The organism is Aeriscardovia aeriphila, assembly GCF_002259595.1.
GTDB classification, from domain to species: Bacteria; Actinomycetota; Actinomycetes; order Actinomycetales; family Bifidobacteriaceae; genus Aeriscardovia; species Aeriscardovia aeriphila.
On sequence record NZ_MWWU01000003.1, the window covers coordinates 86,254 to 111,738 of the forward strand.

The 25,485-nt window shown below is 50.9% G+C and carries 21 protein-coding genes and 2 tRNA genes; 15 read left to right on the forward strand and 8 right to left on the reverse strand.

The features are described 5' to 3' along the window. Nucleotides 1–54: 54 nt before the first annotated feature. Nucleotides 55–540, forward strand: a complete 486-nt coding sequence (locus tag AEAE_RS05680; RefSeq protein ID WP_094690186.1) for a cupin domain-containing protein — start codon at nt 55–57, stop codon at nt 538–540. A 207-nt stretch (nt 541–747) separates the two neighbouring features. Next, complete coding sequence (locus AEAE_RS05685; protein WP_094690187.1) at nt 748–1,668, forward strand: aldo/keto reductase; 921 nt, start codon at nt 748–750, stop codon at nt 1,666–1,668. Between the two features lie 551 nt (nt 1,669–2,219). On the opposite strand, the gene AEAE_RS06965 is transcribed toward AEAE_RS05685, so the two are convergent. From AEAE_RS06965 to AEAE_RS05710, 4 genes are all read right to left on the reverse strand, one after another. Continuing rightward, nucleotides 2,220–3,512: a type IIL restriction-modification enzyme MmeI gene (locus tag AEAE_RS06965; RefSeq protein WP_338064395.1), complete on the reverse strand. Its 1,293-nt coding sequence runs from the start codon at nt 3,510–3,512 to the stop codon at nt 2,220–2,222. Between the two features lie 4 nt (nt 3,513–3,516). Then, nucleotides 3,517–5,436, reverse strand: coding sequence for a tetracycline resistance ribosomal protection protein Tet(W) (tet(W), locus tag AEAE_RS05695; protein WP_000691721.1), 1,920 nt, complete (start codon nt 5,434–5,436; stop codon nt 3,517–3,519). A gap of 678 nt (nt 5,437–6,114) precedes the next feature. Next, nucleotides 6,115–7,638, reverse strand: a complete 1,524-nt coding sequence (locus AEAE_RS05705; protein WP_148139981.1) for a DNA methyltransferase — start codon at nt 7,636–7,638, stop codon at nt 6,115–6,117. A gap of 204 nt (nt 7,639–7,842) precedes the next feature. Next, a complete protein-coding gene (locus AEAE_RS05710; RefSeq protein ID WP_094690190.1) occupies nt 7,843–8,226 on the reverse strand; it encodes a DUF3073 domain-containing protein in 384 nt (127 codons plus the stop codon). Nucleotides 8,227–8,681: 455 nt separating this feature from the next. Here AEAE_RS05710 and trpS point away from each other — a divergent pair, with 455 nt between their 5' ends. After that, on the forward strand, nt 8,682–9,734 hold the full coding sequence (trpS, locus tag AEAE_RS05715; protein ID WP_244569660.1) for a tryptophan--tRNA ligase: 1,053 nt from the start codon (nt 8,682–8,684) through the stop codon (nt 9,732–9,734). 51 nt (nt 9,735–9,785) lie between these two features. On the opposite strand, the gene AEAE_RS05720 is transcribed toward trpS, so the two are convergent. The 3 genes from AEAE_RS05720 to AEAE_RS05730 all read right to left on the reverse strand — a co-directional run bounded on the left by AEAE_RS05720 (nt 9,786) and on the right by AEAE_RS05730 (nt 13,204). Then, a complete protein-coding gene (locus tag AEAE_RS05720; protein ID WP_094690192.1) occupies nt 9,786–11,186 on the reverse strand; it encodes an RNA-binding domain-containing protein in 1,401 nt (466 codons plus the stop codon). Further along, nucleotides 11,183–11,374, reverse strand: coding sequence for a hypothetical protein (locus tag AEAE_RS05725; RefSeq protein WP_094690193.1), 192 nt, complete (start codon nt 11,372–11,374; stop codon nt 11,183–11,185). The genes AEAE_RS05720 and AEAE_RS05725 overlap by 4 nt, the downstream gene beginning before the upstream one ends. Nucleotides 11,375–11,608: 234 nt before the next feature. Beyond that, a complete protein-coding gene (locus tag AEAE_RS05730) occupies nt 11,609–13,204 on the reverse strand; it encodes a threonine/serine exporter family protein (protein ID WP_420809206.1) in 1,596 nt (531 codons plus the stop codon). A gap of 201 nt (nt 13,205–13,405) precedes the next feature. Here AEAE_RS05730 and AEAE_RS05735 point away from each other — a divergent pair, with 201 nt between their 5' ends. Continuing rightward, nucleotides 13,406–14,767, forward strand: coding sequence for a hemolysin family protein (locus tag AEAE_RS05735; protein ID WP_094690194.1), 1,362 nt, complete (start codon nt 13,406–13,408; stop codon nt 14,765–14,767). A gap of 74 nt (nt 14,768–14,841) precedes the next feature. Here AEAE_RS05735 and AEAE_RS05740 read toward each other — a convergent pair whose 3' ends face one another. After that, the gene (locus AEAE_RS05740) at nt 14,842–15,534 is read right to left on the reverse strand and encodes a M48 family metallopeptidase (protein WP_158520543.1); all 693 of its coding nucleotides are present in this window, start codon (nt 15,532–15,534) and stop codon (nt 14,842–14,844) included. Nucleotides 15,535–15,725: 191 nt separating this feature from the next. Here AEAE_RS05740 and AEAE_RS05745 point away from each other — a divergent pair. The 11 genes from AEAE_RS05745 (at nt 15,726) to rlmB (ending at nt 25,361) form a co-directional block, all read left to right on the forward strand. Next, nucleotides 15,726–15,799: transfer RNA gene (locus tag AEAE_RS05745), tRNA-Ile, on the forward strand. 18 nt (nt 15,800–15,817) lie between these two features. Next, nucleotides 15,818–15,890 (forward strand) — tRNA-Ala (locus AEAE_RS05750). A 1,243-nt stretch (nt 15,891–17,133) separates the two neighbouring features. Further along, on the forward strand, nt 17,134–17,733 hold the full coding sequence (locus AEAE_RS05755) for a TetR/AcrR family transcriptional regulator (RefSeq protein WP_094690196.1): 600 nt from the start codon (nt 17,134–17,136) through the stop codon (nt 17,731–17,733). Between the two features lie 120 nt (nt 17,734–17,853). Next, nucleotides 17,854–18,918, forward strand: a complete 1,065-nt coding sequence (locus tag AEAE_RS05760; protein ID WP_094690197.1) for an ABC transporter permease — start codon at nt 17,854–17,856, stop codon at nt 18,916–18,918. A 124-nt stretch (nt 18,919–19,042) separates the two neighbouring features. Then, on the forward strand, nt 19,043–19,729 hold the full coding sequence (locus tag AEAE_RS05765; RefSeq protein ID WP_094690198.1) for an ABC transporter ATP-binding protein: 687 nt from the start codon (nt 19,043–19,045) through the stop codon (nt 19,727–19,729). Nucleotides 19,730–19,953: 224 nt separating this feature from the next. Next, a complete protein-coding gene (locus tag AEAE_RS05770) occupies nt 19,954–20,394 on the forward strand; it encodes an Rrf2 family transcriptional regulator (RefSeq protein ID WP_094690199.1) in 441 nt (146 codons plus the stop codon). A 134-nt stretch (nt 20,395–20,528) separates the two neighbouring features. Further along, nucleotides 20,529–21,008, forward strand: a complete 480-nt coding sequence (locus tag AEAE_RS05775; protein ID WP_094690200.1) for a Dps family protein — start codon at nt 20,529–20,531, stop codon at nt 21,006–21,008. 353 nt (nt 21,009–21,361) lie between these two features. After that, nucleotides 21,362–21,907: a D-aminoacyl-tRNA deacylase gene (gene dtd / locus AEAE_RS05780; protein ID WP_094690201.1), complete on the forward strand. Its 546-nt coding sequence runs from the start codon at nt 21,362–21,364 to the stop codon at nt 21,905–21,907. A 187-nt stretch (nt 21,908–22,094) separates the two neighbouring features. After that, nucleotides 22,095–23,048, forward strand: coding sequence for a GMP reductase (locus AEAE_RS05785; protein WP_094690202.1), 954 nt, complete (start codon nt 22,095–22,097; stop codon nt 23,046–23,048). Between the two features lie 543 nt (nt 23,049–23,591). Further along, nucleotides 23,592–24,317 carry a 3'-5' exonuclease gene (locus AEAE_RS05790; RefSeq protein WP_094690203.1) on the forward strand — a complete coding sequence of 242 codons (726 nt, stop codon included), beginning with the start codon at nt 23,592–23,594 and terminating at the stop codon, nt 24,315–24,317. Between the two features lie 54 nt (nt 24,318–24,371). Further along, nucleotides 24,372–25,361, forward strand: coding sequence for a 23S rRNA (guanosine(2251)-2'-O)-methyltransferase RlmB (rlmB, locus tag AEAE_RS05795; RefSeq protein ID WP_094690224.1), 990 nt, complete (start codon nt 24,372–24,374; stop codon nt 25,359–25,361). Nucleotides 25,362–25,485 lie beyond the last annotated feature (124 nt).

The window sequence follows — 25,485 nt, forward strand, 5'->3', positions numbered from 1 at the left end:
GCTGGCCTCAAGCCGGCCACTGAACACGCAATTGCACTGAAGGAAAGGAATCCCATGAGTGTTTCATATGAAACAATGAGTCCGTACGCTCAGCACCTTGTCAATACGCTCCAGCTCGAAGCACACCCCGAAGGTGGCTGGTATCATCGCGATTGGCAGAGCCCTACTTCTGTCGCTGGCAGCGAACGTCCGCTGGCTTCACTCATCTACTTTTTGCTGCCGAAGGGCGATTTTTCCGCATGGCATCAAGTCGACGCTGACGAAATCTGGCTGTGGCACGGCCCTGCTCCCGTCACGCTTCAGCTTGCTGGCAACGGTGATCAGCCTGACCTGAACTCACTTTCTGAGGTCACTCTAGGCTCTGGCATTACTCCAGATTCTCAGAACGCCACCACCGTCACTGGTCATTACCTTGTGCCTGCTGGTGTATGGCAGCGTACGCTGCCCACCACTGCGGATGCGCTTGTCTCTTGCGTGGTGAGTCCTGGTTTCGAATTCCGTGGTTTCACTCTCGCAAACGAGAACCCTGAGAAACACTGAGAAGTTCTATCGCTACGTTTCACGTGAAAAGTATCTTGTTTCACGTGAAACAGAAAAGTGTGCGCAACAAAACACTCCTGCCCGCTGATCATCTTCCTCACTCCCCACCTCGACTTTGCTTAAGCTATGAACAAAGTAGGGTCTTTGCCTCGGTACTCCTCGATATTCTGTAATCGTCTCTATTCGTTTCCTGCCAATGAGGTCACGATGAAATATGCACAACTAGGTACCAGTGGCGTGGAAGCCTCTCGCGTCGCCCTTGGCGTGATGCGCATCAGCGAAAAGTCGCCAGAAGAAGCCGTTAAGATTATCACCACGGCAATGGATTGCGGCATTAACTTCTTTGATACTGCTGATGTTTATGGGGCTGGCAAGTCCAGCCAAGTGTTGGGCCACGCTTTGAAGGATGCTGGTATTGCTCGCGACAAGGTGATTGTGCAGACGAAGTTCGGCATTGTTGCTGGCAAGCGTTACGACTTTTCGAAGAAGCATCTGCTGGAAGCTCTCGATTTTGAGCTGAATAATCTCGGCGTTGATTACGTTGATTTTGCTCTGTTGCACCGTCCTGACACGTTGGTTGAGCTCGATCAAGTTGCTGAAGCTTTCAATGAGTTGCAAAATTCGGGTAAGGTCCGTCATTTTGGCGTGAGTAACGTCAACCCACGGCAAACGGAGTTGTTGCAAAGTGCTGTGGACCAAAAGCTTGAGGTCAATCAACTTCAGTTTGGCTTGGGCCACACTGGCATGGTGGAGCAGGAGTTCCACGTGAACATGTCGGATGCGTCAAGCGTTGACCATGATGGTGGCATTATTGCCTACTCGCGCTTGAAGAAGATGACGATTCAGGCGTGGAGCCCGTTCCAGTATGGCTTCTTTGAGGGTGTGTTCGTTGATAATCCGAAGTTCCCTGAGCTTAACGCTAAGCTAGAAGAGCTCGCCAAGAAGTACGATTCCACGAAGAATGGTATTGCTACTGCTTGGATTTTGCGTCATCCAGCTCAGATGCAGGTGATTTTGGGTTCGATGAATCCAACTCGTATTCAGCAGATGGCTGCTGGTGCTGAGGTCACTTTGGAGCCGCAGGAATGGTACGATCTGTACTTCGCTGCTGGCAACGATTTGCCGTGATCTCTGTATTGGAAGAAGAAACCAGCTAGATTAACAGTTCAATGAGAGGTTGAGGTCGATATGACTTCACCCCCTGAGTTTTCTTCAAATACAGAGCGCGGGGAGTACGTTTCTTTGCGTACTCCCCGTGGTGATTCCTCCGAAGCATTCCGCTCTCTACGAAATGCTCTCCTTCTTCTTTCTCATATTCTCATTCTCTCAGTTTTTGCAACAATTACAAGCCTTCTTCCAATGGTATCGAAGGCATTTTTCTGCCTTACATCACAAGCATTTATGGTTTTCGTATTATCCTCCAACAAATTCTGGGGAGGAAAAACTGAGACAAGAGTAGGATTATCACATATTTTTACGGGTTCTTCTACTCATTGACATCGTGTGCATTTCTTTGCAGAAAACTACCGTAAAATAAAACAAATTCGTAATAAAGTGAGCGGTCGCTCGCACTTTTCACATAAAGAAAGTGAGCTTTCAGCTGCTGCAGCTGGAATCGAATGGATCGTCCATTCTTTCTTCCAACCGCAGCAAGCAGGAAACCGTAACCACTCAATGATTCACTTGGTCATCTGTTCATAGTTGTTGAAGAGAATCTTCACACGCTCATCATTTGTTCGACATGGTTTTGCAGCACCGAACGCTCGGTCAACCACCTTGTCCAACTCCTGGTGAGCTTTACGAAGGTCTACAGGCATACCAGCGAGATTATACAGCTCTGCTAATGAACTCTCAGGGTAGTTCGCACGAGCATCTAACACTACTTTGCCCGCCGCAATCACTTTCCCGCGCAATTCCTCACTGACGGCTGGAAGTGGAAGATTATTCCACACCACCGTGTTAGAGAACCGACAGTCTGACTTGAGCCTTCCGCCGATAGCCTTTTGCCAAGTTATGAACATCGACGATTCGATTATCGCAAACGCGAAACCATCAGGATCAGCACAAGTAAAGTTAGCATTACTTGAGATCACATCAGGATCAAACCAATCACATGTTGCATACTCACGATCCGCACTAAACACGCCAGGAATCGCAACATAACGAGTAGTGGGCTGAGCTCTTTGAGCAAATAGCCACGCAGTAGATGCCATTTCCCTGGTGGAAGCAGCTGAACTGTGCTCTCGCATCTCTTTTACCTGCTGAACACGATTTCTTAATATAGGAGATTTTGTCCGATCTGCAGGTGTTGCATCTTGCAACCACAAGCACCAGCGATCAATACCATTAATTAGCTCACGCGAGCCACGGAACGGGCGCACATACTTCGCTGCAATAGGATCAGCCATCGCTTCCTCATATTCGTCACGAGAATCAATGATCAGATGACCGCCATCTCTAGGCATCGAACCAAAGTTAGCCAAGGACAGCATGGGAGAAAGTGTTCCCAACTTCTGTGATCTCTTCTCTACAAAGACATCTTGCGCAGACGCAAGATAACCATTTATATTATCGGGGTGAGAAATCTGTGGATCCCCACTCAAATCTTTATAAGAGTACAACGATTTTTTGGCCTGCTTCTTCTTTACAAAACCGACAACAACCACATGCACATGAGCCATATCCGTTGATTGTGCATCCCACGCGAACGTTGTATGCGCAAACCGAATATTCCATCCCCATACCTTTAATGGTTGAAAAAGATACGAAACTTGAATACCTTGACAAATGCTATTAGTTGTGACAAAAGCAAATTCAGTATTACGCACATCCCTCAGGTAACGTGCAGCCTTATAAAACCAACAGGTCACATAATCAAGATTTCCATCATATCTTGGCCCCCAAATCATTTGCATATCACTGATCTGGTCTTCTGTCTTTTTATTTCTCCCCACAAACGGAGGATTGCGCAAGACGTTACATTATCTTCTGAAACATATAGCGCACCTTGTCCAGGCGGCTGTTTGGACGGCGGGGCTGGATGACTGGCTTGCCGACAGCGGCCTGATACCCTTTCAGTTCTGTAAGGCATACGCTCTGCCCGTTGGTGTAAAAGGCCAGATCAGTACGGTATGCCTGTATACAGCGGGCGGGAATCTCGCCAGTAAAGACAACTTCATCCTTTTTTACCTGGACCGTTTCGATGGTGGCACAGTATTTCGGTGCATCATGATAAGCCCTGGAAAGATATTCCCGGGGCGCATAGAGGGTGAAGGAGAGATAAGGTTCCAGCAGTTGCGTCCCTGATTCCTTCAATGCCTGTTCCAATACAATCGGGGCCAATGAGCGGAAGTCCGCCGGCGTGCTGACCGGACTGTAATAAAGCCCGTATTCAAAGCAAATCTTACAGTCCGTTACGTTCCAGCCGAACAAGCCCTGCTCCAGCCCGTAACGGATACCATCCCTGACAGCGTTTTGAAAACTCTGGTTCAAGTATCCCAGCGAAACCCGGCTCTCGTATTGTACACCGGAGCCAAGCGGGAGTGGTGTAACAGACAGTCCGATGGATGCCCAAAACGGGTTGGGCGGCACCTCGATATGGATGGTGTGGCTGGCTGCTTTGAGCGGCCGCTCCATATAAATGACGGTGGGTTCCTTTACCACTGTTTCAAGCTTGTATTTTTCCGACAGCAAAGCGGAAACAACCTCCAACTGCACCCGGCCCAAAAAAGAAAGAATGATCTCATGGGTGATGGAATCCACCTCGCAGCGCAAAAGCGGGTCAGTATCCGCAAGTTGCGTAAGAGCGTCCAGCAGCCGTTCTCTTTGCGCTGCCGTTTTCGGCGCAATCGACGTCCGCAGCATGGGGAGGGGGTCCTCACGCCACCTTTTACGAGGGAGCCGGGTTGGGTCCCCTAATACATCGTTTAACCTCACGCTGTCGCTGGGAAGGATAACAATTTCACCCGGATAAGCGGTGTCTGTCCGAACAATTTCCCCTTTGGATGGAATACGCATCTCTGTGATTTTCAGCTTTTCTCTCCCGGCCAGGGCCACCGTATCCCGCAGGCGCAGCGTTCCGCTGTATAGCCGTAGATAGACACGCCGCTGGCCGCAATCTGTATACTCCACCTTGAAAACGCTGCCGCATAGGGCGGCGCTCCCCTGTTCCCCAATCGGTTGGAACAGCCCTGTCACCGCATCCATCAACGGTTGAATGCCAAGGCCCTTTTTGGCGCTGCCATAATAGACCGGGAACAGGGAGGCGTCTTGAACCCGCCGCTGTTCCTCCCGCACAAGTTTTTCCCGGCTGATTGGTTCTCCTGCGATATACTTTTCCAATAATTTATCGTTATTTTCGATGACCGCATCCCATGCTTCTATGTCGGTATTTTCCTCCAGGACTATTTCCGGGGACAGCGACACCGTCTGCTTGATGATAATATCGGCGGAGAGCTTATCCCGAACAGACTGAACCACGCTCTGCAAATCAACGCCAGCCTGGTCGATCTTGTTGATAAAGATAACGGTGGGAATGTTCATTTTCCGCAGGGCATGGAACAGAATACGGGTCTGGGCCTGCACGCCATCTTTAGCGGAGATCACCAAGATGGCCCCATCTAAAACAGCCAAAGAGCGGTACACCTCCGCCAAAAAATCCATGTGGCCGGGCGTATCCACAATGTTGACTTTACATCTGTGCCACTGGAAGGAAGTGACTGCCGCTTGAATGGTAATCCCACGCTGCCGCTCCAAAAACATGGTGTCCGTCCTCGTTGTCCCTTTTTCGACGCTCCCCGGTTCTGAAATGGCTCCGCTGGCATATAGCAGGCTCTCCGTCAAGGTCGTCTTTCCAGCGTCTACATGGGCAAGAATTCCAATATTGATTATTTTCATGTGATTGTCCTCCCTTTACTGCCCCGAAGGGCATAAAAATCCCCAGCAGTAAAATACTTTTACCACTGGGGATGATAATTTGCGGACATACACATATACAGCATACACCTGTTTGTGAGTGCTGTTTTTGGGGATATGTCAAAATTGATAAGGCAAAAGTATTCTTAAATTGGGTACAAAAAACTAAGCCCCTACAAAAGGGACTATCATAATCCTTTGTTCCCACTATTTGATTATAGTTTTATTTAAGAATACCTTGCCGCATATTTTTTACTCCTTTTCTGGACTTGAATTATTATATCACATCAGTTTTAGGAAAACAAGTATCTAAAAGAAATTTTTCTTCCCCTTATATGTAACAATCATACCGGCTTCCTAACGTTCAGAATGGTTTCTACTGTCTGCTGCGGTGTTTGGTTGGAATTGTCCAGCCAAAAGCCGATCCGTGGTGTTGTCTGCATTTTACTAAATACAAATTCAATGTATACAGAAAGAAATATATAAGGAGTGGGAGGGATTCCGCCGTAGTCGGCATTGTAGGAAAATCCAAAAGTTTAGATTTTCTCAAAATGCTTATCTTTTGGTCTTTGGTTCGGAATAGTGTAGTGTTGGCGGTCTATCTATTGTTTTCGGTTGCTTGCTTCTTTACCGTACATGAGCATTGAGCGATGGTATCAATTAGGACGTTATGCGCTTACCCATCACATAGTTGCATTCAGAAGCAGGCAAAAGCTCATTCCAGTCATAACGCAGCGCATTCGCCTGAACAATGTTGCCAGAATCATGCAACGGAAGATGAGGCAAGGCTTGGCTCGCAATAATCTCCGTATCATCCAAAGCCTGTTGTTCAGCAATCCACAACGCTGTTTTCGCTACAGCAACAGCAAAATCATTAATCTCAATGCCGTGGAACTGGTCAATGCTCACCTTAACAAAGGAATCCTTACCACCCAGCTCCAAATAACCTTGCCCGTGGAGCATATCAGTCAATGCCTGGTTCTCCAAAGCACGCAGTTGGAGGAAGGTTTCCGTTAAGAAATTACCCGAACCACAAGCAGGGTCAAGGAACTTCAAAGAAGCAAGCTTAGTTTGATATTTTTGCAATTGAGTGATGCGAGCACGCTCCCCAATGCTCTCATCCTTCTCAATTGCCTTCAGCTCAGCTTTCAAATCATCCAAGAACAGTGGGTCAATAACACGATGAATGTTCTTCACCGTCGTGTAATGCATTCCACCTTGACGGCGTTGATTATGGCTCAACGTCTCTTCCATCAAAGAACCAAAAATGACCGGGCTAATTTCTCTCCAATTAAACCCTTCACCAGCTTTGAGCATGGCATCGCGAATTTCCTCGGTAAAGGGTGGAATTTCAATAGCTTCAGCGAACAAACCACCATTGACATAATCAAAATTCTTTAACTCATCTTCCAGGTATTTATCCCGTTTCGCTTGTGGAGTGTTCAATACTTGGAACAGTTCAATCATCGCGCGGCGCAAATGCTGAACATCATTATTTTCAACATAATTGCTAAAAGCATTACTGCCAAAGAGGCCAGCATCTTCCGCATAGAGGCAGAACACGATTCTCACTGTGAGAATTGCGAGAGAATGATGCGATTGGGCTTCATCAGGGTCATCATATTGTGCAGCAAGCGCATTATGAAGGTTAGCAACGAGCAAGCCTGCGCGCTCGGAGAGTTTTTCTTCCACTCTCATACGAGAGTGTTCTTCGTTAAAGATCGACGTTAAAGTGCCTAAATGCTCAGCGAGGTCCTCGAGCGCAAACTCATCTGCAGGCTCCCCTGTAGCACGAGGATCTTTCTCCAAGTCATAGAAGCGGAAAGTGTTGAAGTTGCATGTGCATATCACTGCTGGCTTCATGCTCAGCGGAAGCGAATCAGCATACCTCAAAGCCTGCTGAACTGGCGTCACCATAGTGCCCTGACGTTCCTCAGGTTTATCCAGATTAATTGAAGCACTCTTCTGTTCAACTAAGAAACGAGAATCAGGAAACAACAGGTCAATATAACCACCGATAGAAGTGGGATATTCCGGCTTTGCAAGGTCTGTTACGTGCGACAAGCCAAGAACATTTTCTAACAAGTCAACCCAAAAGAGCTGTGTCTCCTGTTTTTCAGCTCCGTGGCCTTTCCACCGCTCAATAAATGTGTGTGCCTTCATCTGCTGCTCAAGAATACTCATGGTGTTCATCATTCCACAAAGGCGAAAGCCGTACAACAACGCCTCTATCAGAAAGAAATAGAGGAAAAGAATAAGAACACTGAAGGAATAAGAACACCACAGCAACAAAATGCCGCACTCCTCAGGCAGATGCAGCAACTGCATAACCGAGGGAATGCGGCATGGGAAAGCGCTTCAATAGGAATGAACCCTACAAACAGAGCATTACTCAGCTTGCGAGCTTTCCGAATTGCTTTCTGAGCTGTTCTCCTCTTTCTTTTCTGAACTCTTCTCTGACTTCTTTGCCAAAGATGCGACCAGACCAGAAGGAAGCGGCATATGCTTCGGGGCTTGCGGTTTTGCTTCATCCGGCTCAGTCTTGGCCTTCAAAGCAGCCTCTTCAGCCCACTTGGCATACTCGCTCATCTCGCGATCTTCCTGGAACTTTTTGTCGATCTGACCGAAAGGATCAGCCTGAGGAGTTTCCTCCTCTTGCTCTTCACGGTTTGCCAGCTCACGCTGCAGCTGATCATAGTCAGTATCAGTCGTCAGGTACTTGAGCTTTCGCGCATTGCGCCTCTGCTTCGCCTTCTGACGTCCGCGGCCCATTCGTTCCCCTTCATGTCGTTGGCTGCCACGCAGCCGAAACGGCGGGCAGCGCTAATTCATCGTACTTTTCACCGTCTCGACAATACACCACAAGGCGCAAAACGTGTGAAAAAAGTGAACAGAATTCTCGAGTTCTCAGAAATATTTCACTTCCCGTTCAGTTTTCGCGGCTCACAGGCTGCGTTCGTCGATAAATCTCGCTGGCGCTTTCAGCGGCCACTCCTCCGCGCGGCCATCCAGCGTGCAGCTCAGAACAGGGCATTTTCGGCGCGCAGGAGCAAGCGAACTGATAATCTCAAGAAATTCCAACTTTCCGCAGGCCTGGCCATAGAATAGGAGCACACAGGCTGTACGACATCGGAGGATATATGCTCAACGAAGACGAGCTCACCAACGAGCCAGCAAACACTTCACATGACGACCAGCACGTCGAACTGACCGCTGCCGGAAACGAAATGAGCGCCAGCTTCCTCGCCGCAAAGAAGCGCAGTGACGAAACGAAGGAAGCCCTCGAAAAAGACCCCTCGAAATTCCGCATGCTCACCGGCGACCGCCCCACCGGCCGCTTGCACCTGGGCCACTACTTCGGCTCCATCAAAGAGCGCGTTCGCTTGCAAAATAAGGGCGTGCAAACCAACATCATCATCGCCGACTACCAGGTGATCACCGACCGCGACACCACCGAGCACATTCAGGACAATGTTCTCAACCTCGTGCTCGACTATTTGGCCGCGGGCATCGACCCGAACAAGACTATGATCTACACGCATTCTGCAGTTCCCGCCGAAAACCAGCTGATGCTGCCATTCCTCTCGCTGGTCACCGAAGCCGAACTGCTGCGCAACCCAACCGTGAAGTCCGAAATGGAGGCGAGCGGCCACGACCTGACTGGTTTGCTGCTCACCTACCCTGTTCACCAGGCCTGCGACATCCTCTTCTGCAAGGCCAACGTCGTGCCGATTGGCAAGGATAATCTGCCGCACGTCGAGCTCACCCGCACGATCGCTCGCCGTTTCAACAAGCGTTACGCCAAGAAGAAGGCCGTTTTCCGCGAGCCGATGGCCCTGCTCTCTGACGCTCCGGAAATCCCTGGCTTGGATGGGCGCAAGATGAGCAAGAGCTATGGCAACTCGATTATGCTCGGCGCTACTGCTGAGGAGACGGCCAAGCTGATCAAGAAGTCCCCGACCGATTCCGAACGTCGTATTACTTTCGACCCGGTGAACCGCCCTCAGGTTTCTGCCCTGCTCACCACTGCTGCTTTGTGCACTGGCCGCTCGGCTCAGGAGATTGCTGAGGAGATTGGCGATGCTGGTGCCGGCGCTTTGAAGGCTTATGTCACCAAGTCGGTGAACGAGTTCCTAGCTCCTCACCGTGAGCGTCGCGCCGAGCTCGCCAAGGACATGGATTCGATTCGCGACATCCTGCACGATGGCAATAAGCGCGCCAACGAAATTGCTGAGGAAACTCTCGACCAGGTCCGCTCTGCGATGGGCATGGTTTACTGAGCTCGCGCTTGCCTCTTAGGATTGAACCCACTGCTCGGTGCAAGAACGTGGTTACAAGTGCAAAATGATGCGAAAGTCATGAAGCGTGCTGATAATCTCAGGAGATTTGCCTGAAATTGCGAGCATTTCCTGCTCGATAATAGGCCAGCCAGAGCCTGCATTTTCGCTGAGTTTGCCGCCATGCACCTCGCGCGTGCCGAAAGGAATATGTTGCACCAGCGCCGCAAGGGTTGCGTTACGCTTGCTGGTGCGGGCTTCAGCTGTGGCAGAAAACGGCGCAAAGAGGCCTCCAGGGCTCGTAATCTCCAGCCTGTCGTCATACATATCCATCAAGATTGGCAGTCCGAGCGAATCTGGCGAATAGTCGCGGTGGACGAACGCATTAATCAGCGCTTCGCGCACAGCGTTCCACGGGAAACAATGCAATGTTTCCGCTGCTGCTCGCAACTGCGTGCTGGCAGAGGAGCGCAGTTCGCCCGTCGCTGCTCGCATGACAGCTTTCATGATCGCGGGGATTGAGCCGTTGAAGGTGATTGTTGGAGGGTTCGCTGGATTTGCCGCGCTCATCGGGTTAACGGGACAAGTCGAGCTGGTGGGGCTAGTCCGCCGCGTCGAAGTGACCGACCCAGCAGTATTCGCGTGAACATGGTCGACGAGTACAAGGTTGAGGTGCGGCATGAATTGTTGCGGTTGCTTGCCAAAAACGAGGAGACCAGCGAGGCTGGGATGCAACTCGCCTTTCTTATCAGCGACGAGAACACCGTAGCGTTGAGCAACGGCTTGAACACTGCCAGAAACTCTGACGCCACTGCCATCTGCCGTGCCTCCACCGGCAACTGCGCCGACCCAACGCTTTACCAGGCGATCATCAAGGTCTCCTATTGTTGCACGGGAAACAATGGCGCAATCATGGCCGGAGCACAGCTGCTCGTTTTCCTGGAATCGGTGAATTTCGTAAGCACTCATCCGGTAGTCGCCATCGCCTGTACGGATAAAAGCGCCACGTTCCAGCCCATATTTTTTCACGTAGCATGGCTTGAGCGCAGCATCGATCGGCGGCACGTTTGCTACCACAACAGGCTTTCCTGCTAAATACAGCACTTTGATGTCAATATGAATGGCAGGCTCGATCTCGTTGCGCGCTGAACTAGCCAGCCTGGCTTGCAATTTCTTGACGTCAATGTCAACGGGCTGAAAATCTTTTTCCGAAACGCCTAAGATTACCACTCCGCCAGTTGTGTTTGCGAATGCGCAGAGTGAGTCCACGACGTTGCTCGGGTATCCGCGCGCTTCTTTCATCTCGTATTCGGCGATATCTGTGCCTGCGTCGCGCATGCGAGAGACTGCACGTTCGAGTTCTTCGTCAGTGGTAATCTCAGGTGTTTTTCGCCCAGTTGTTGCTCCTGCGTGAGCTTGTAGCAAACCTGAAGCTTTGAGTGGCCGGCCGCTCATTGTTGCTCACCCAGCCCTACTCGCATGTCAACAGGGCCTGTAACTCCAGCGATTCTGTAGCCTCGACGGGGCGAATACTTCGAGCCGACGCCTTCCACAGCGCCTTTTTCAAAATCAGCCATAGTGGCCTCAGGAACGATGTGAATATCGTTGCGCGCAATCTGAAGTTCCTCTGAATACTTTTCCATCGGCCACCTCAGTTTCTTTGACTACGCAACCTTCACCTATATGGAAACTATTATCGCATTCTTTATTGAAAGAACCTCGGAACCTAGGAAGTTAGTAACTTCCTAGGTTAAAGGTTACTTCCTAGGTAAGTTCCCAGGTTCATAGGTAACTTCCCCAGTTACCTCCACGGTGAAGCTACTGAGCTCACTCACATCCATTGCAAGCAGGAGAAAGCCCAATGATAATCTTGAGCGCTAATTGTCGTAACGCCAGTTGCCATCAGTAAGAACGCGAGCCATAGCCAAGCCAATCGGCAAGCAAATAATGACCATGAAGGCGCGGAACATCCAATCAAGAGCTTGCAAAGTGGAGAACTGGCCCAAATAGAACATCGCGCGGTACATATACATGCCAGGAACCATAATTACGATGCTCGGAACCGTCAGGCAAATGCGAGGGTAACCCATGTGAACCGGCAGCCAGCCGCGACGAACCGAAGTACGCCATGCAGAAGCGAGCAATCCGGCGAGGAGCGCGCCCAAGAAAGCCGCCATTTCAGCAGAAACTCCAAAATCAGTAAGCTCCAAGCGCAAGGCGTCAGTAATCGCGCCGATGCAACCAGCCACAAAGCACATGCGCTGCGGAGAATTGAACATCATCGAGAAGCCCCACACGCCAATAAAGGCAAAGACCATGCGCAAAATAGCCTTCACCCATGGGTCAAGATTCTGCGGCTCGAAACCTTGCGGGTTCAGGTGCACGATGGTCGCCACCATCCAGCCGGCCAGCGTTGCCATCAAGATTATGCAGAACACATACGCCAACCGCTGCACGCCAGACGGGAAGTCGATTTTCGCCATATCGAGGCCACCAGTGATGAGCGGGAAGCCTGGGATGACGAAAAGCATAGCGCCGATATAAGCCGTGTCATGATGCAAGGCCGTCGGGTCTGCAAGAGCGAGCAAACGCAAAGTGCCGGTGCAAGCCAAAGCTGCCAGCGCGACGCAGACGAAGGTGACGAAGAACTGGTTCAAACGGTGAGCGAAAAGCCTGCGGCGCAACCAGTGGCCTAAACCTGCTCCCACGAAAGCGCCGAGCATATCGTACGGCCCGCCACCCAAGAGGAAAACGAAGGATGCGCACGCGCACGCCGATGCAAAGCCTGCCAAAGCTGGGCCATACAAAGGCTTGCGATGCTCGATCATGTCCAAACGCCGATGCGCCTGGCCAACTGTCATGCCCCGTTCTGGATCGGCAATTGGGTCAGCCCGATTGGCCGCCTCTCCTGTTGCAGAAGCGTCGTCGTACTCTTTGTCGAGCTGCTGGTCGCGCGTGAGCTTACCGCCTTTCTTGGCCTTGCGCTCGACCTTCTTGGCCACATCAGCAGAGAATTGCGAAGCGTCACGCACCTCAAGGTGCTCCATCAACTCTTGGGACACTTCCGTTCGCTTGTGGTACATCGATTTTTTGCCGAGATTAACACTGAACCAATCAGCAAAATGCTCGAGAAGCCAGATCCTCTCCGTGTTCACGCCTGTCGTCGGCAAGTCAATAACGTCGGTAATGCGCTCTCTGCCGTCGGTATAGCTCGCTTCGATATCGGTGAGGTTCACATCGGCGCGAACATGCACTCCCAGCGGGTAGGCAATGCGGTGCATCATCTCGCGCACACGGAAACTTCCCGTTCCTGACGCCAAATCCATCGCGCCCACGCGCATGATCACGCTCGCTTTTGCCGCGATCCCCGCTTCAGCAATCGGCGTATCCCAGTCTTTTTCAACATCGTCCATGTCCAACGGCACAGAATGCGTGTGATATTTCGATACTGCTGGGTCACCGGCTGGCAAAATGCTCTTGACCGAGGAGCTTGCTTGATTGGCATTGCTTGTTTCAGGAAGTTCGTCACTCACGCTTCATATATAGCTCACGGCCTGCCTTGCCACGCTATTCGCGTTTTGCTCACACTGTGAGCCTTCTGCGGCCCACCTCTTCGTCCATCTCTCCTAAAGTAGTAAGCAGAATAGTGATATTGCATAAAGCAAGGTGAGTTTATGTCTGTGTGGTTCAACATCGTCATGATCATCATCTTCCAGCTGATTGGAGCTGTGTTCAGTTGCACCGAGATGACGCTCGTCTCCCTGCGCGGTTCGCAGATTGACCAGATGGAGTTGGAAGACGCTCGTGGCGCCCGCGTCGCCAAAGTGGCGCGCAACCCGAACCGCTTCCTCTCAGCCGTCCAGATTGGCACTACGTTTACTGGCTTCCTGTCAGCATCCTTCGGAGCTTCGGCCCTCACCCCTGCTTTGATGCCGGTGTTTCGCCATTGGGGAATGAGCACAGCAGCCGCAGATGTCACAGCGACGCTGTTCCTTACACTGGTAATCTCGTATACTTCCATTGTTTTCTCGGAGTTAGTGCCCAAGCGTATCGCCATGCAGCGCACCGAAAAGATTGCGCGCGCTGTAGTCCCGGGAGTTGACGTATTCGCCACCATCTGCACGCCTTTTATTTGGCTGATCTCCAAGCTCACTAACCTGCTTGTGCGCATGCTGGGCTTTGACCCTAATGAAACAGAGTCGGAGGTTTCTGACGACGAGCTGCGCGTTCTGGTGAGCACGAATGCGCGTATTTCAACCGAAGAGCGCAATATTTTGGACGACGTTTTCGACGCTTCCGACACCGTGATTTCTGAGGTGATGCGCCCGCGTGCTGACGTTGCTTTCTTGAAGGCTGATATGGCGTTGGGTGAAGCTCGCGACGCAGTGCATGACATGCCGTACTCGCGCTACCCGGTCATCGGCGAAGATTTCGACCATGTGCGCGGCTTCGTCCATGTGCGTGATATTCTCGATGTTCGCAACGATAAAGCGTCAACAGTGGGCGATGTGATGCGCCCGATCACGTCGATTCCCGGCACCTCTCGCCTGCTGCCAAGCTTGAGTTTGATGCGTAAGAAAGGCCAGCATTTGGCCATTGTGATCGACGAATATGGCGGCACGGACGGCATCGTCACTTTGGAAGACCTCACTGAGGAGCTGATCGGCGATGTTCGTGACGAGTACGACGTGCCTCAGGAGTCGCGCACTGATTCTCGCACGATGAAGAACGGCATCACCCAGGTTGATGGCGCGATGACGATTGAAGATTTCGCTGACCTGACCGGCATTGAGCTGCCGGATGGCCCGTATGAGACGGTGGCTGGGTACTTCCTCGCTCAAACTGGCGCCATGCCAACGATTGGCGACACGTATCACAGCGATGATGGTTACGACATGTCAGTGGTGGCGATGGAAGGCCGTCGCATCATGACGCTTCAGGTTCGTCAGCGCACTCCTGGTGCTGAGGCTACTGCTCAAGCTATCGCCCAGGACGCTCAAGCCTCTTCACCTCAAGCCTCTCAGAAAAAGAACTGAGATTATCACTTCGCTGAGGTATCTCTTCTGCGGCGCCTCTTTAGCGGCGCCTCGGAGAACTGAGATTATCAGCGCTAGAACAGCTGATGCTCGTCCAAGCGATGCCTGCGTTCCTGCCAATCGGGAAGGTATGCTTGCATGCGCTCACGGAACTCTTTTCCGTGCCCAGAAACCCACAGATGAGTTATCTCATGGACGATGATGAGTTCGGTAAGGTCTTCGTCAAGCTCGCCCAGCACGAGGTTCAGGCGAATGATTCCTGTATTTACTGTGCACGAACCCCAGCGCGAGCTCATTAAACGGTAGCGGATTGCCGTCGGGCGCTTGCCGATAATCAGCGTCCAGTGTGGCAAAAGGCGGGCCAGGCGTTCGTCGAGCACTTCTCGCGCAGCTTTCTTGCGCTCTTCACTCCAATGGCGAGTGTCAATGCTCTTGCCTTCGAGAAGGTTGCTGTTGTAGCGGGCTCGCCACATTTCAATCCATGCGCGGCGGCGAGAAACGAGTGCGGCGATCTCAGCGGACGGCATTTTCAGAGGAGCGGAAATTTCCAAATGCCCATCAGGGCCTTTGATGCGCAAATACGCATTGCGAATCGGCTTACGCAGCAGGGTGACAGAGTAGCCTTCAATCTCCACAACTTGTGCGGGGCGAGTTGAACGACTGCGAGGTGCATTCCGGCGTGCTGCTTGTTCGCGAGAGGGACGCTCCCCTGGCTGATGCACTGAGTTGAGAGGATGTCGTTTTCCCGCTTCGCCCCAACCAAACATGTGCCCTCCCCACTCTGCTTTGCTGTCGACACGCCTATAAGGCTTTATTGTAATCTGAAAGAGGCGCATTATTTCAACGTTTCACCAGCACTTTGAAAAATTATTGATTTTCTCAGGTTATTTTCTTGACGGATCGGGTGTTTCGAATTAATCTTTTCTTTTGTTGTGATGTAACGCCTGTTACACGCGATGGGCTCATAGCTCAGCTGGTTAGAGCGCATCCCTGATAAGGATGAGGTCGGAGGTTCAAGTCCTCCTGAGCCCACTCGATCAGTGATCGAATGGGGCTATAGCGCAGCTGGTAGCGCATCTGCTTTGCAAGCAGAGGGTCGCCGGTTCGAACCCGGCTAGCTCCACTCTCAGCCACCTTCGGGTGGCTTTTTTGTTTTCTCAAACACTCCAGCACCGCAGGGTCAGGGGTATAGGGGTTCTTCGGAGTTGAGGGTGGTTTTAGGGCATGTAGGAACTTTTGGCGTGTAGGAACTTTTTTGGTGCTTTAGAATCCGTTTTGGGGGGTTAGAAGTGCTTTCTTTACGGGTAAAGAAGCGGACTTCTAGCGCGGAATCTGCTTGTCAGTTTCTTCTTATTTCGGTTTCTTAATATTGCAGTTTTCCTTGATTTCCCAAGCTTGTAGGGTCCTATTCATGTCTTTTCTTGCTTCTTGAGATTATCTGTTGAGTCCTACTGAATTGAAGTCTGATACCGCTATATAAAGCTGGCACATCCACAGATTTCCGACATATTAACGACCCAGACTAAAAAGACACCTCGAAACGCCTACTGCCACAAGGCCTCACAAGGAATATAAGCACCATTTCAGTTCCTATACACTTGCGAGTGGTGAGCACTCATAAAACCGTTACACTTCATTGGGCTACAACAATGGAAAAGTGAAATTCATACCTCTACTGTGAGGCAACATTCACCAGCGAGTAAACCCAACAAGCACATCTGTTTCCAGGAACTTGCAGACACACTTTCTGGCCTAGAGTGAATGTGAGGCTCCCACCTTTCAAACCCGCAACACGCAAATAAAAGGAAGACCTCACACAACATTCCAGACACACTTATAGGCCTATAACCACTGTGTCCACTCCGAGTTTTTCAATTTTTTTTAAGAAATTCGGAGTGAGGTATTTCTAATATCCTACAAAACATTGGAATATCAACGTTTGTAAGCCATACTTACAGACTCCGAGAAATTCAATTTTTTTAAAATTCTCGGAGTTGGCATTGAAACTGGTACTTTCTCGCGTCTCTCTACGTTCACAACGAATAGCCGCTTCCATTGCTATGTCATAATCTTGGGCGACTCTATGTCATAATTATGGGGAAGTCTATGTCATAATTATGGTAATTTCACTGTCCTAGCCGATGGTATCTGGTTTCTACTCACACTGTCATGAACGCAAATCATTACCTTTCGCAGCTTATGTAAATCAAGTAGTCCGGCTTGAGTGAGAGGCCTTTTCTCCGAACGCGAACAGAGGCGAGAAACAATGTTGACACCGTGTCACACCTGAGGTACATTCATTCAGGTTCAAAAGTGACACAGTGTCACTTTTGTTGTGCTGCAAGCGTTGACGAGAAAGGAGAGATATGCCATCATCCACATTCCTCAACCTTCCTGCGCAAAAAAAGGCGAGGGTGGAACAAGCGCTCCTCGATGAGTTTTCTCGCGCACCCCTCTCCCAGGCACAGGTGAGCAACATCGTTGCACAAGCTCAGATCGCCCGCGGAGCTTTTTACCGCTATTTCGACGACCTGAACGACGCTTACCGTTACCTTCTGTGCCAGGCTCTTCGTGATTTACACCACGACCTTCCTAGCTCCGCACCACGTAGCGAAGCCCAGGAAAGCGAAACCCCGAGCAGCGAAGAGGGCTCAACCGCACGAGAGGATAAGGCGGGGGAGAATCAGCAGGCTGATAATCTTGAGAAACTCAAGCTCAGCGCATACCAGAAAGCCCATGCTTTCGTCGAGCAAGCCCAGCAAAGCCGTTATTACCAGCTGATGTACTGGTTTTACCACGAGAACAATGCGAGCTTTGCCCCCAGCAGCTTCCAGCCTGAAGAGAGCCCCACAACTTGGGCTATCGCAACGCTATCCCACGCGGCCATTCGCGAATGCTTGCTTGACCGCGATAATGCGCACCTCTACCTGGCCCGTTTCCGCGAGTCTTTAGAGCACGTGAAATAGCGGGTACCTTCAGCTCGACGTCCGCAGAGCTTGGCGGCCACACTCGTTTCCTATTCAGCCGAATTCGTTTCGGTCCGTATTCGTTATCGTTCATCGTTTTACCCACATGAAGGAGCTTTCATGCTGCTCGCTATGAAGGAAATCAAGCGCGAAAAATTGCGTTATAGCCTGATTATTCTTCTCGTCGCACTCATCAGTTACATGATGTTTATTCTCTCTGCCCTAGCTTTGGGTTTGGCGCACCAAAATATGTCTGCACTCGACGACTGGAACGCCAACTCCATCGTTCTTAATGAGCAGGCTGAAGGTGTGATGCGCGCTTCTGTCCTCACCTCGCAGCAAGTTGAGAATGCACAGAAGCATACTGATGGCGAGACGGCTGCTGTTGGTTTTGTCAGCACTCGCTTGATCACCAGCGCCGAGAAGAAGGAAAGTGTCAATTTCCTTGGCGTGAAGAAGGATTCTTTCATTGCCGATCGTGTGAAACTTAACACGGGCCGTATGCCGCTCAAGAGCCATGAGGTTGTGTTGGACCAGTCTGTTGCCGCGAAGGCTCAGCTCGCCGTAAACGACCAGATTACTTTGGGCAACGATACAACGCTCTACACTGTCGTTGGTATTGCTCATGATGCAAAGTTGCAGATTGTTCCTGTGGCTTATGGTCTGCTTTCTGATTGGCACCGCATCAGCCCTCTTGCCCCGAATATTGAAGCTTCTGCCGTTGTTTCTACGAAAAGCTTTAGCACGCCGGAGAGTTCTTTAAACCGCTTTACTATCTCACAGTTCATTCAGCTTCTGCCTGGTTATAGTGCTCAAAACAAGACTTTCGTTATGATGATCGCCGTTCTCGCTATTGTCACTTTGGTCATCATCGCCGTGTTCTTGCACATTATCGTGTTGCAAAAGCTGCCCAATATCGCCGTTTTGAAGGCTCAGGGCATTCCTACCCGCTACCTGATCGGCAGCACTGTGGAACAGGGAAGCATGGTGGTAATCTTTGGCCTTTTGATCGGCATTATTCTGACGGTTGCCACTGCCCTTCCTATGCCAGCAAGCGTTCCGATGGAGTTCTCCCCTCTTCTGCTGAGCGCGACGGCCGTTGGTTTGGTTGCGATGGGAGTTATTGGCTCGCTCTTACCAGCGCGCAAGATTGCCACCGTTGATCCGATCGCTTTGATGGAATAACTGTCGCAAACTAACGCTTTCCGAACGGCGAGCTCAGCGATTCTGCCTTGAAAAATCGCATGTCACTGCGAGCGCACCCCAAATTCCCTCACCACAACTCACTAATACGAAAGAAATGGTAAAAATGCCTACTACTCCCGCTTTGCGCATGACGCATATTTCAAAAACGTATGGAACTGGTTCCTCTCAAGTTCAGGCTTTGCGCGATGTGTCACTGAGCATTGAGCGCGGCACATTAACGCTGATTCTCGGGCCTTCTGGTTCTGGAAAGTCAACCTTTTTAACGATCGCTGGCGGCCTTCAAACTCCCGATTCTGGCGAGATTAGCATTGACGGTCAGCCGATGAAGGCATTGAGTAAACGAGCGCAGGATCGCCTTCGTTTGGAGAATATTGGTTTCATTCTTCAAGGTCATGACCTCGTGCCTTACTTGACCGTCATGGAGCAATTCCAGCTTGTTGATCGTGTGAAGCCCAAGGGAAACATCAGTAAAAACGAGTTGTTGCAACTGTTGAAAGACCTTGGTGTTGACCAACTGGCTAACAGCCTTCCTCGCGATATGTCCGGCGGACAGCAGCAGCGCGTTGCTATTGCTCGTGCTTTGTACACCAAGCCATCCCTGGTTTTAGCTGATGAGCCGACAAGTGCGCTGGATAGCCATTCTGTGGAAGTTGTAGGTGAGCTGCTGCAATCTGTTGCTCATTCACAGAACACGGCAATGGTTGTGGTGACGCATGACACTCGCCTTGTCACGCTTGCTGATGATGTTTACGACATGGAGGATGGCGTTCTCACTCATCGCGCGCGGTAATTCCCTCTCTTTCGTGAATTATCGAGAATGTTCAGTTGGGTCATGAATTGACACCTATGCCTGAGGCTATTGCGCAGTTGCTCTCACTGTAAAGTTTGAAGCTCATCAGGCTCGCTATATTTTTGTTGCGCAGCTCAGAGTGCCCGAGCACTCTGAGCGCTTTTCCCTCAGCGCAATTGAACACTTTTATTGAGTTGTTCCTCTTCTTCGATAATCTACTAGCTATGAAAACATCACATCGACTCAGCGACGCTGTACATATTTTGGCGTATCTGGTGATTAACCAGGGTGGGGACCTGTCAAGCACTCGTATTGCTTCCAGCATCCAAACGAACCCGAGTTCGGTGCGCACTTTGATGTCTGATATGCGTAAGGCTGGTTTGATCAGCACTCGTTCCGGAGCTGTTGAACCGCAGTTGACTCGCTCTGCTGCTGCTATTTCGTTGTATGACGTTTTCATGGCGATCACGATGGATCACTCTCTTCTTCACGTCGATCCCAACACCAATATGGCGTGCACGGTCGGCGCGAACATTCAGGCCGTATTGCAGCGTCACTACGCTGAGATTAACAATGTTGCTGAAGAGAAAATGAAAACGATTACGCTTGCTTCGATTGTTTCGGCAATTGAGCAAGAGCATGCAAAGAAGATGAGCGAGCATTGATAATCTCAAGAAATGCTGAGCTTATTCCCGGTTTTACTCTCAGGGAACTCTCTTCTCTTTGCTCTTGTAAGGGTTTGCGTGCGTTAAAATGAGAGTGATCACAAAAGAGATATGAGAGAAAAAGAGGTATAGCAATGGCACTGCTGTATACCAATCCAGGCTTGGATGAGGAAACCTCCGAGAAGATTATCACTATTTTGCAGAACCGTTTGAGCAATGAGCAGGAAGCTGCTTTGGTGCTCAAGCATGCTCATTGGAACCTTGTGGGACCAAACTTCATTGCTGTTCATGAAATGCTCGACCCAGAAGTTGACTCTGTGCTGAACCAGGCTGATGAGACTGCTGAGCGTATTTCTCAGTTGGGTGGCTCTCCTATGGGCCGCGCTGACGATGTTGTTGCAAACCGCAATTGGGATAAGTTCGAACTGACTGGCCGCAAGAGCGTGGAAGAGTACTTGAAGGCTCTGATTGCTTATTATGAGCAGTTCATTGCTGCTGACCGCGAGGCCATTAAGCAACTCGACGAGCTGGATGTTATTTCTTCCAACATCATTCAAGACCACGTGCAGGACCTCGAGAAGTTCCTCTGGTTCATGCGCGCACATCTCGCCTGAGCTTGAGATGAAGAGACGTTAGCTAGCAAAGTCGCCAGCCCTCAAAACCGCAGTTTGCACTTGTTGTGAGCTGCGGTTTTTTGTTACCTACTCCACTACTCAAGCACATCAGCATCGGTTCTGATAAAAAGATCAACGCAGTCGGCGGCTGGGCAGTCTATCGCAGCTGAGAACGAGGTAGAGTTTGATGACACTTCACAATGAGTAACGGGACACTGGAACATCCAGCGTCCCGTTTTCTTTACGTTGTTATTCTGTTTCTGGCAATCTTGAGAAAACGGACAAGGCTGGCAACATCGTCACTGAGCCTAGCAAGGAGACTTATCATCACGACGATGGCATAGAATTCTGCTATGCGAATTGTTATTCAACGAGTTTCCCAAGCAGCTGTTAGCCTCAATGCTCCTCACGTCCCCAGCGATGTTTCACGAAAAACACCTGATCCTGCTTTCCCTGAGGAGGCTACTCTCGACGTCATCCCTCAAGGAACAACTCATACGAGCTCGGCTGGCTTTATGCTCCTCGTTGGTGTGAGCGATAGTGATACAGAAAAAGAAGCACAGTGGGCTGCAAAAAAGATTGCCAACATGCGTATCTTCCCCGATGCTGAAGGGAAAATGAACCTATCGCTGCTCGACGTTCACGGTTCCATTCTCTCTATTTCGCAGTTCACTTTGTTTGGTGATATTCATAAGGGTAATCGGCCGAGTTTTATGAGTGCTGGTGAACCTGTTCATGCAGAGCAATTGTGGCATACTGTGAACACGTTATTGGCGACTGAGTATTCCATCGCCGTTACTGAAGGTTGGTTCGGCGCTGACATGGCAGTGAGTATTACCAATGAGGGGCCGACTACTTTGCTGTTGGATACTGACCGTGATATGCCGCATAAGGCTTAGTTTCTGCGGTTGTGATGTGTCCGTGCTGATAATCTCGAGAAATATGAGGTAAGCACAGCGAGCACAGAGTGAGTGGCCGAGGGTGCTCATCACCGGCTGAAAGTTACCGCTGTGTTAACGCAGCCAGTTGCTTGTAACATTTCGTAAACGTGAGTTCTCTAGGTTACTGCCTTCGGAGGTGGTAGCCATGGTGGCTTTCGATTACGACGATATTCAGCTTGTTCCGGCGAAATGCATTGTGAAGAGCAGGTCTGAAGCTGACCCCAGCGTTGAGTTTGGCCCTCGTCGATTCCGTATCCCCGTTGTTCCAGCGAACATGCAAAGCGTAATTAATGAGAATCTCGCTGTATGGCTGGCTCAGAATGATTATTTCTACGTTATGCACCGTTTCCAGCCTCAGGAGCGTTTGGGGTTTGTGCGTCGTATGCAGGAGAAGGGCTTGTACGCCTCGATTTCTGTGGGCATTAAGGATGAAGAGTACGGTTTCATCGATGAGCTGAAGGCTGCTGGGCTTACGCCTGAGTACATCACGATTGACGTAGCTCATGGCCATTCGGTGTATGTGGTGAAGATGATCGAGTACATCAAGAAGCAGCTTCCTGGCACTTTCCTCACTGCAGGCAATGTGGCAACGCCGGAGGCTGTGCGCGAGTTGGAGAATGCTGGCGCTGACGCCACCAAGGTGGGTGTTGGCCCCGGTAAGGCGTGCATCACGAAGCTCAAGACTGGTTTTGGTACTGCAGGCTGGCAGCTTTCTGCTTTGCGTTTGTGCAAGAAGGCTGCTCAGAAACCTTTGATTGCCGATGGTGGAATTCGTCAGAATGGCGATATTGCGAAATCTATTCGTTTTGGTGCGACGATGGTGATGGTTGGCTGGATGCTTGCTGGGCATCGTGAGTCGCCCGGTAACCTTATTTCTCTGGATGGTAAGGATTACAAGCAGTATTGGGGTTCTGCCTCGGAAATTCAGAAGGGTGCCTACCGCAATGTTGAGGGAACGCAGATGCTCGTTCCTTACCGTGGGCCGATTGAGAACACTTTGCGTGAGATGAAGGAAGATTTGCAGTCTTCTATTTCCTACGCTGGTGGGCGCGATCTCGATGCTCTTCGTCACGTTGACTACGTGATTTTGGGTCACTGAGCTTGCAGGCTGACTGGCTCATGGAGAAGGAAAGCCTTCCCGGCGACTGTTTCACGAAAAACAATGTCTGTCTCGTGATGTTTCACGAAAAACATTGCTTATCTCGTCGCTAGGGAGGCTTCTTGGTACTGATAATCTCAAGAAACTCTTCAGATTATCAGCGCTTTACTTTTTGGTCAGATCATAGAGAGTAACGCCATCCGCAGTTTTCGCTGTGAAATTCTGAGGCCGCGACCTTTGCGGTTGAGGCGAACTGCACGAATAACCGTGGGAAAATCGTGAGTCAACCTCTGAGTGATGTTCCACGTGCAGCTGCTCACTATTATGCGTCGTGAGGTTTTCTTGATTACTCGTATTCATGAGGTGCTCCTTACTTCTGAGGTGCTCCTTACTTCACGGTTTTTATTGAAAACCCATACCTTCAGTGAGCCTCCAGAAACTCGGCGTAAAATGGAAGAGTTCCCGCAAAGAGTTCCTCATGCGACGTAACATACCTCATAAAGAACTCTGCATATAGTCCGAATGTAATACGGTGTTACAAGTATGAATGATAATCTTCAGAACAGCAATGGCGCTCTCAGCACAGCAAGCTCTCAGCTCACCCATCCCCTCCCCTTTGAAAACTCAGGCCGCCCTTTCTCCGGCTTCGCACCGATCGAACGCTTGCAAATCAACCATCTTCCCGACGACGAGCTGCTCTACTACGCCACATTGCCCACAACAAACGTCATCGTCCTCGACACCGAAACAACCGGACTCGAACCCAGCGACGAAGTGATCTCCTACGGCATCTGCACAGCTCAAGGCGACGAGATCGCCAACCAGCTCGCCCGCCCTACTCGCCACACAGCTTGGCCAGAAGCCGAGAAAATCAACCACATCAGTTGGGACGACGTGAAGGCTCAACCTCACTTGACTGAACTTGAGCCTTCTCTGTCTGCGCTGTGGGCGCGCTCGGCCCTGCTCGTGGGCTACAACATTGGTTTTGACCAGCGGCTGGTACTACAAAGCGGTGTTAATCTTCCTGAAATTGAGGCCTTCGACCTGATGGAGGCCTTCGCACGCCTGCACTGCCAATACAACAGACATCGCCCAGGTTACCGCTGGCTCAGGCTTGTCGACGTCGCGCACATTTACGGCTACCACTACGAGGCTCACGATTCGCTCAATGACGCGCGCGCAACGGCCTTCTGCTACCTCGCTTTTCGTGAGGAATGCCTCAAGATTGCCACTGCTCGTAACCTCACTCAGCAAATGCCTGAGCTTTGATAAAATAAAACGTCACATATAAAGGATTCGGTGAGGAGAAATATGGCAGGCAATATGAGGCAAGAATCGCATAATGCGAAGCGCTCACGCCTGGGTAAGGCAGTTGTCGGCTCAGGTGGGCGTCACCGCAAGTCCCTGCGCGGCAAGGGCCCTACGCCTAAGGCTGTCGACCGCGTGTACCACAAGGCTTATAAGGAGAAACTCGAGAAGGAAAAGCGAGATTTCGCTGATCCTCGTCTCGCAGCACGCCGCCGCGCACAGAAGTATGTCAAGAAGAACGATGAGCTCGTCATTGGCCGTAACGCGGTTCTCGAAGCGTTGCGCGCTGGAGTTCCTTCAAGCGACCTGTATGTTGCCGCCCACATTGAAGGTGATGACCGCACCCGCGAGATCATTCACCTCGCCGCTGAAAAGGGCCTCAACATTCTTGAAGCCGACCGCCTGGAGATTGACCGCATCGCCCGTTCAGAGAACCATCAAGGCGTGGTACTCAAAACTCGCCCGTTCGAGTATTCTGACCTCTCCGAGCTCGCCGACAAGGCTGATGCTGTTTTCGAAGCCACGGGTAAGCGCCAGCTCTTCGTTGCTTTGGATGGCGTGACGGATGCGCAGAACCTCGGTGCTGTGATCCGCTCCGCTGCTGCTTTCCATGCTGATGGCATTATTCTTCCAGAACGCCGTTCCGCTTCGGTGAATGCAGGTGCATGGAAGGTGTCAGCTGGTCAGGCTGCTCGCATGCCTGTAGCTCGCGTGGTGAACTTGAACCGTGCAATTGAAGCGTTGCAAGAGCGCGGTTACTATGTGGTCGGCTTGGATGGCGGCGGTTCTGCTGACGTGGGTAGCACCGGTTTCGAGATGGACCCTCTCGTTATTGTTTTGGGTTCAGAAGGCTCTGGCTTGAATGCTCTGACGCGTACGAAGTGCGATGTGATTGCTGGTATCCCGATTTCGCAGGATGTTGAGTCGCTGAATGCTTCCGTAGCTGCTGGTATCGCTCTCTACGCGACGGATCAAGCTCGTCGTGTCGCGCAGCAGCAAGATTAACAAGCATGAAGAGCCAAGAGCGCCCGCAGGCACATAGTGCTGAGTGCTGATGCCATGCGCTGAAACTGGGCGCTGAGAGCTGGGCGCCTAGTGCTGGGTGTCGGTCGTTGGATGCTCAGTGCGG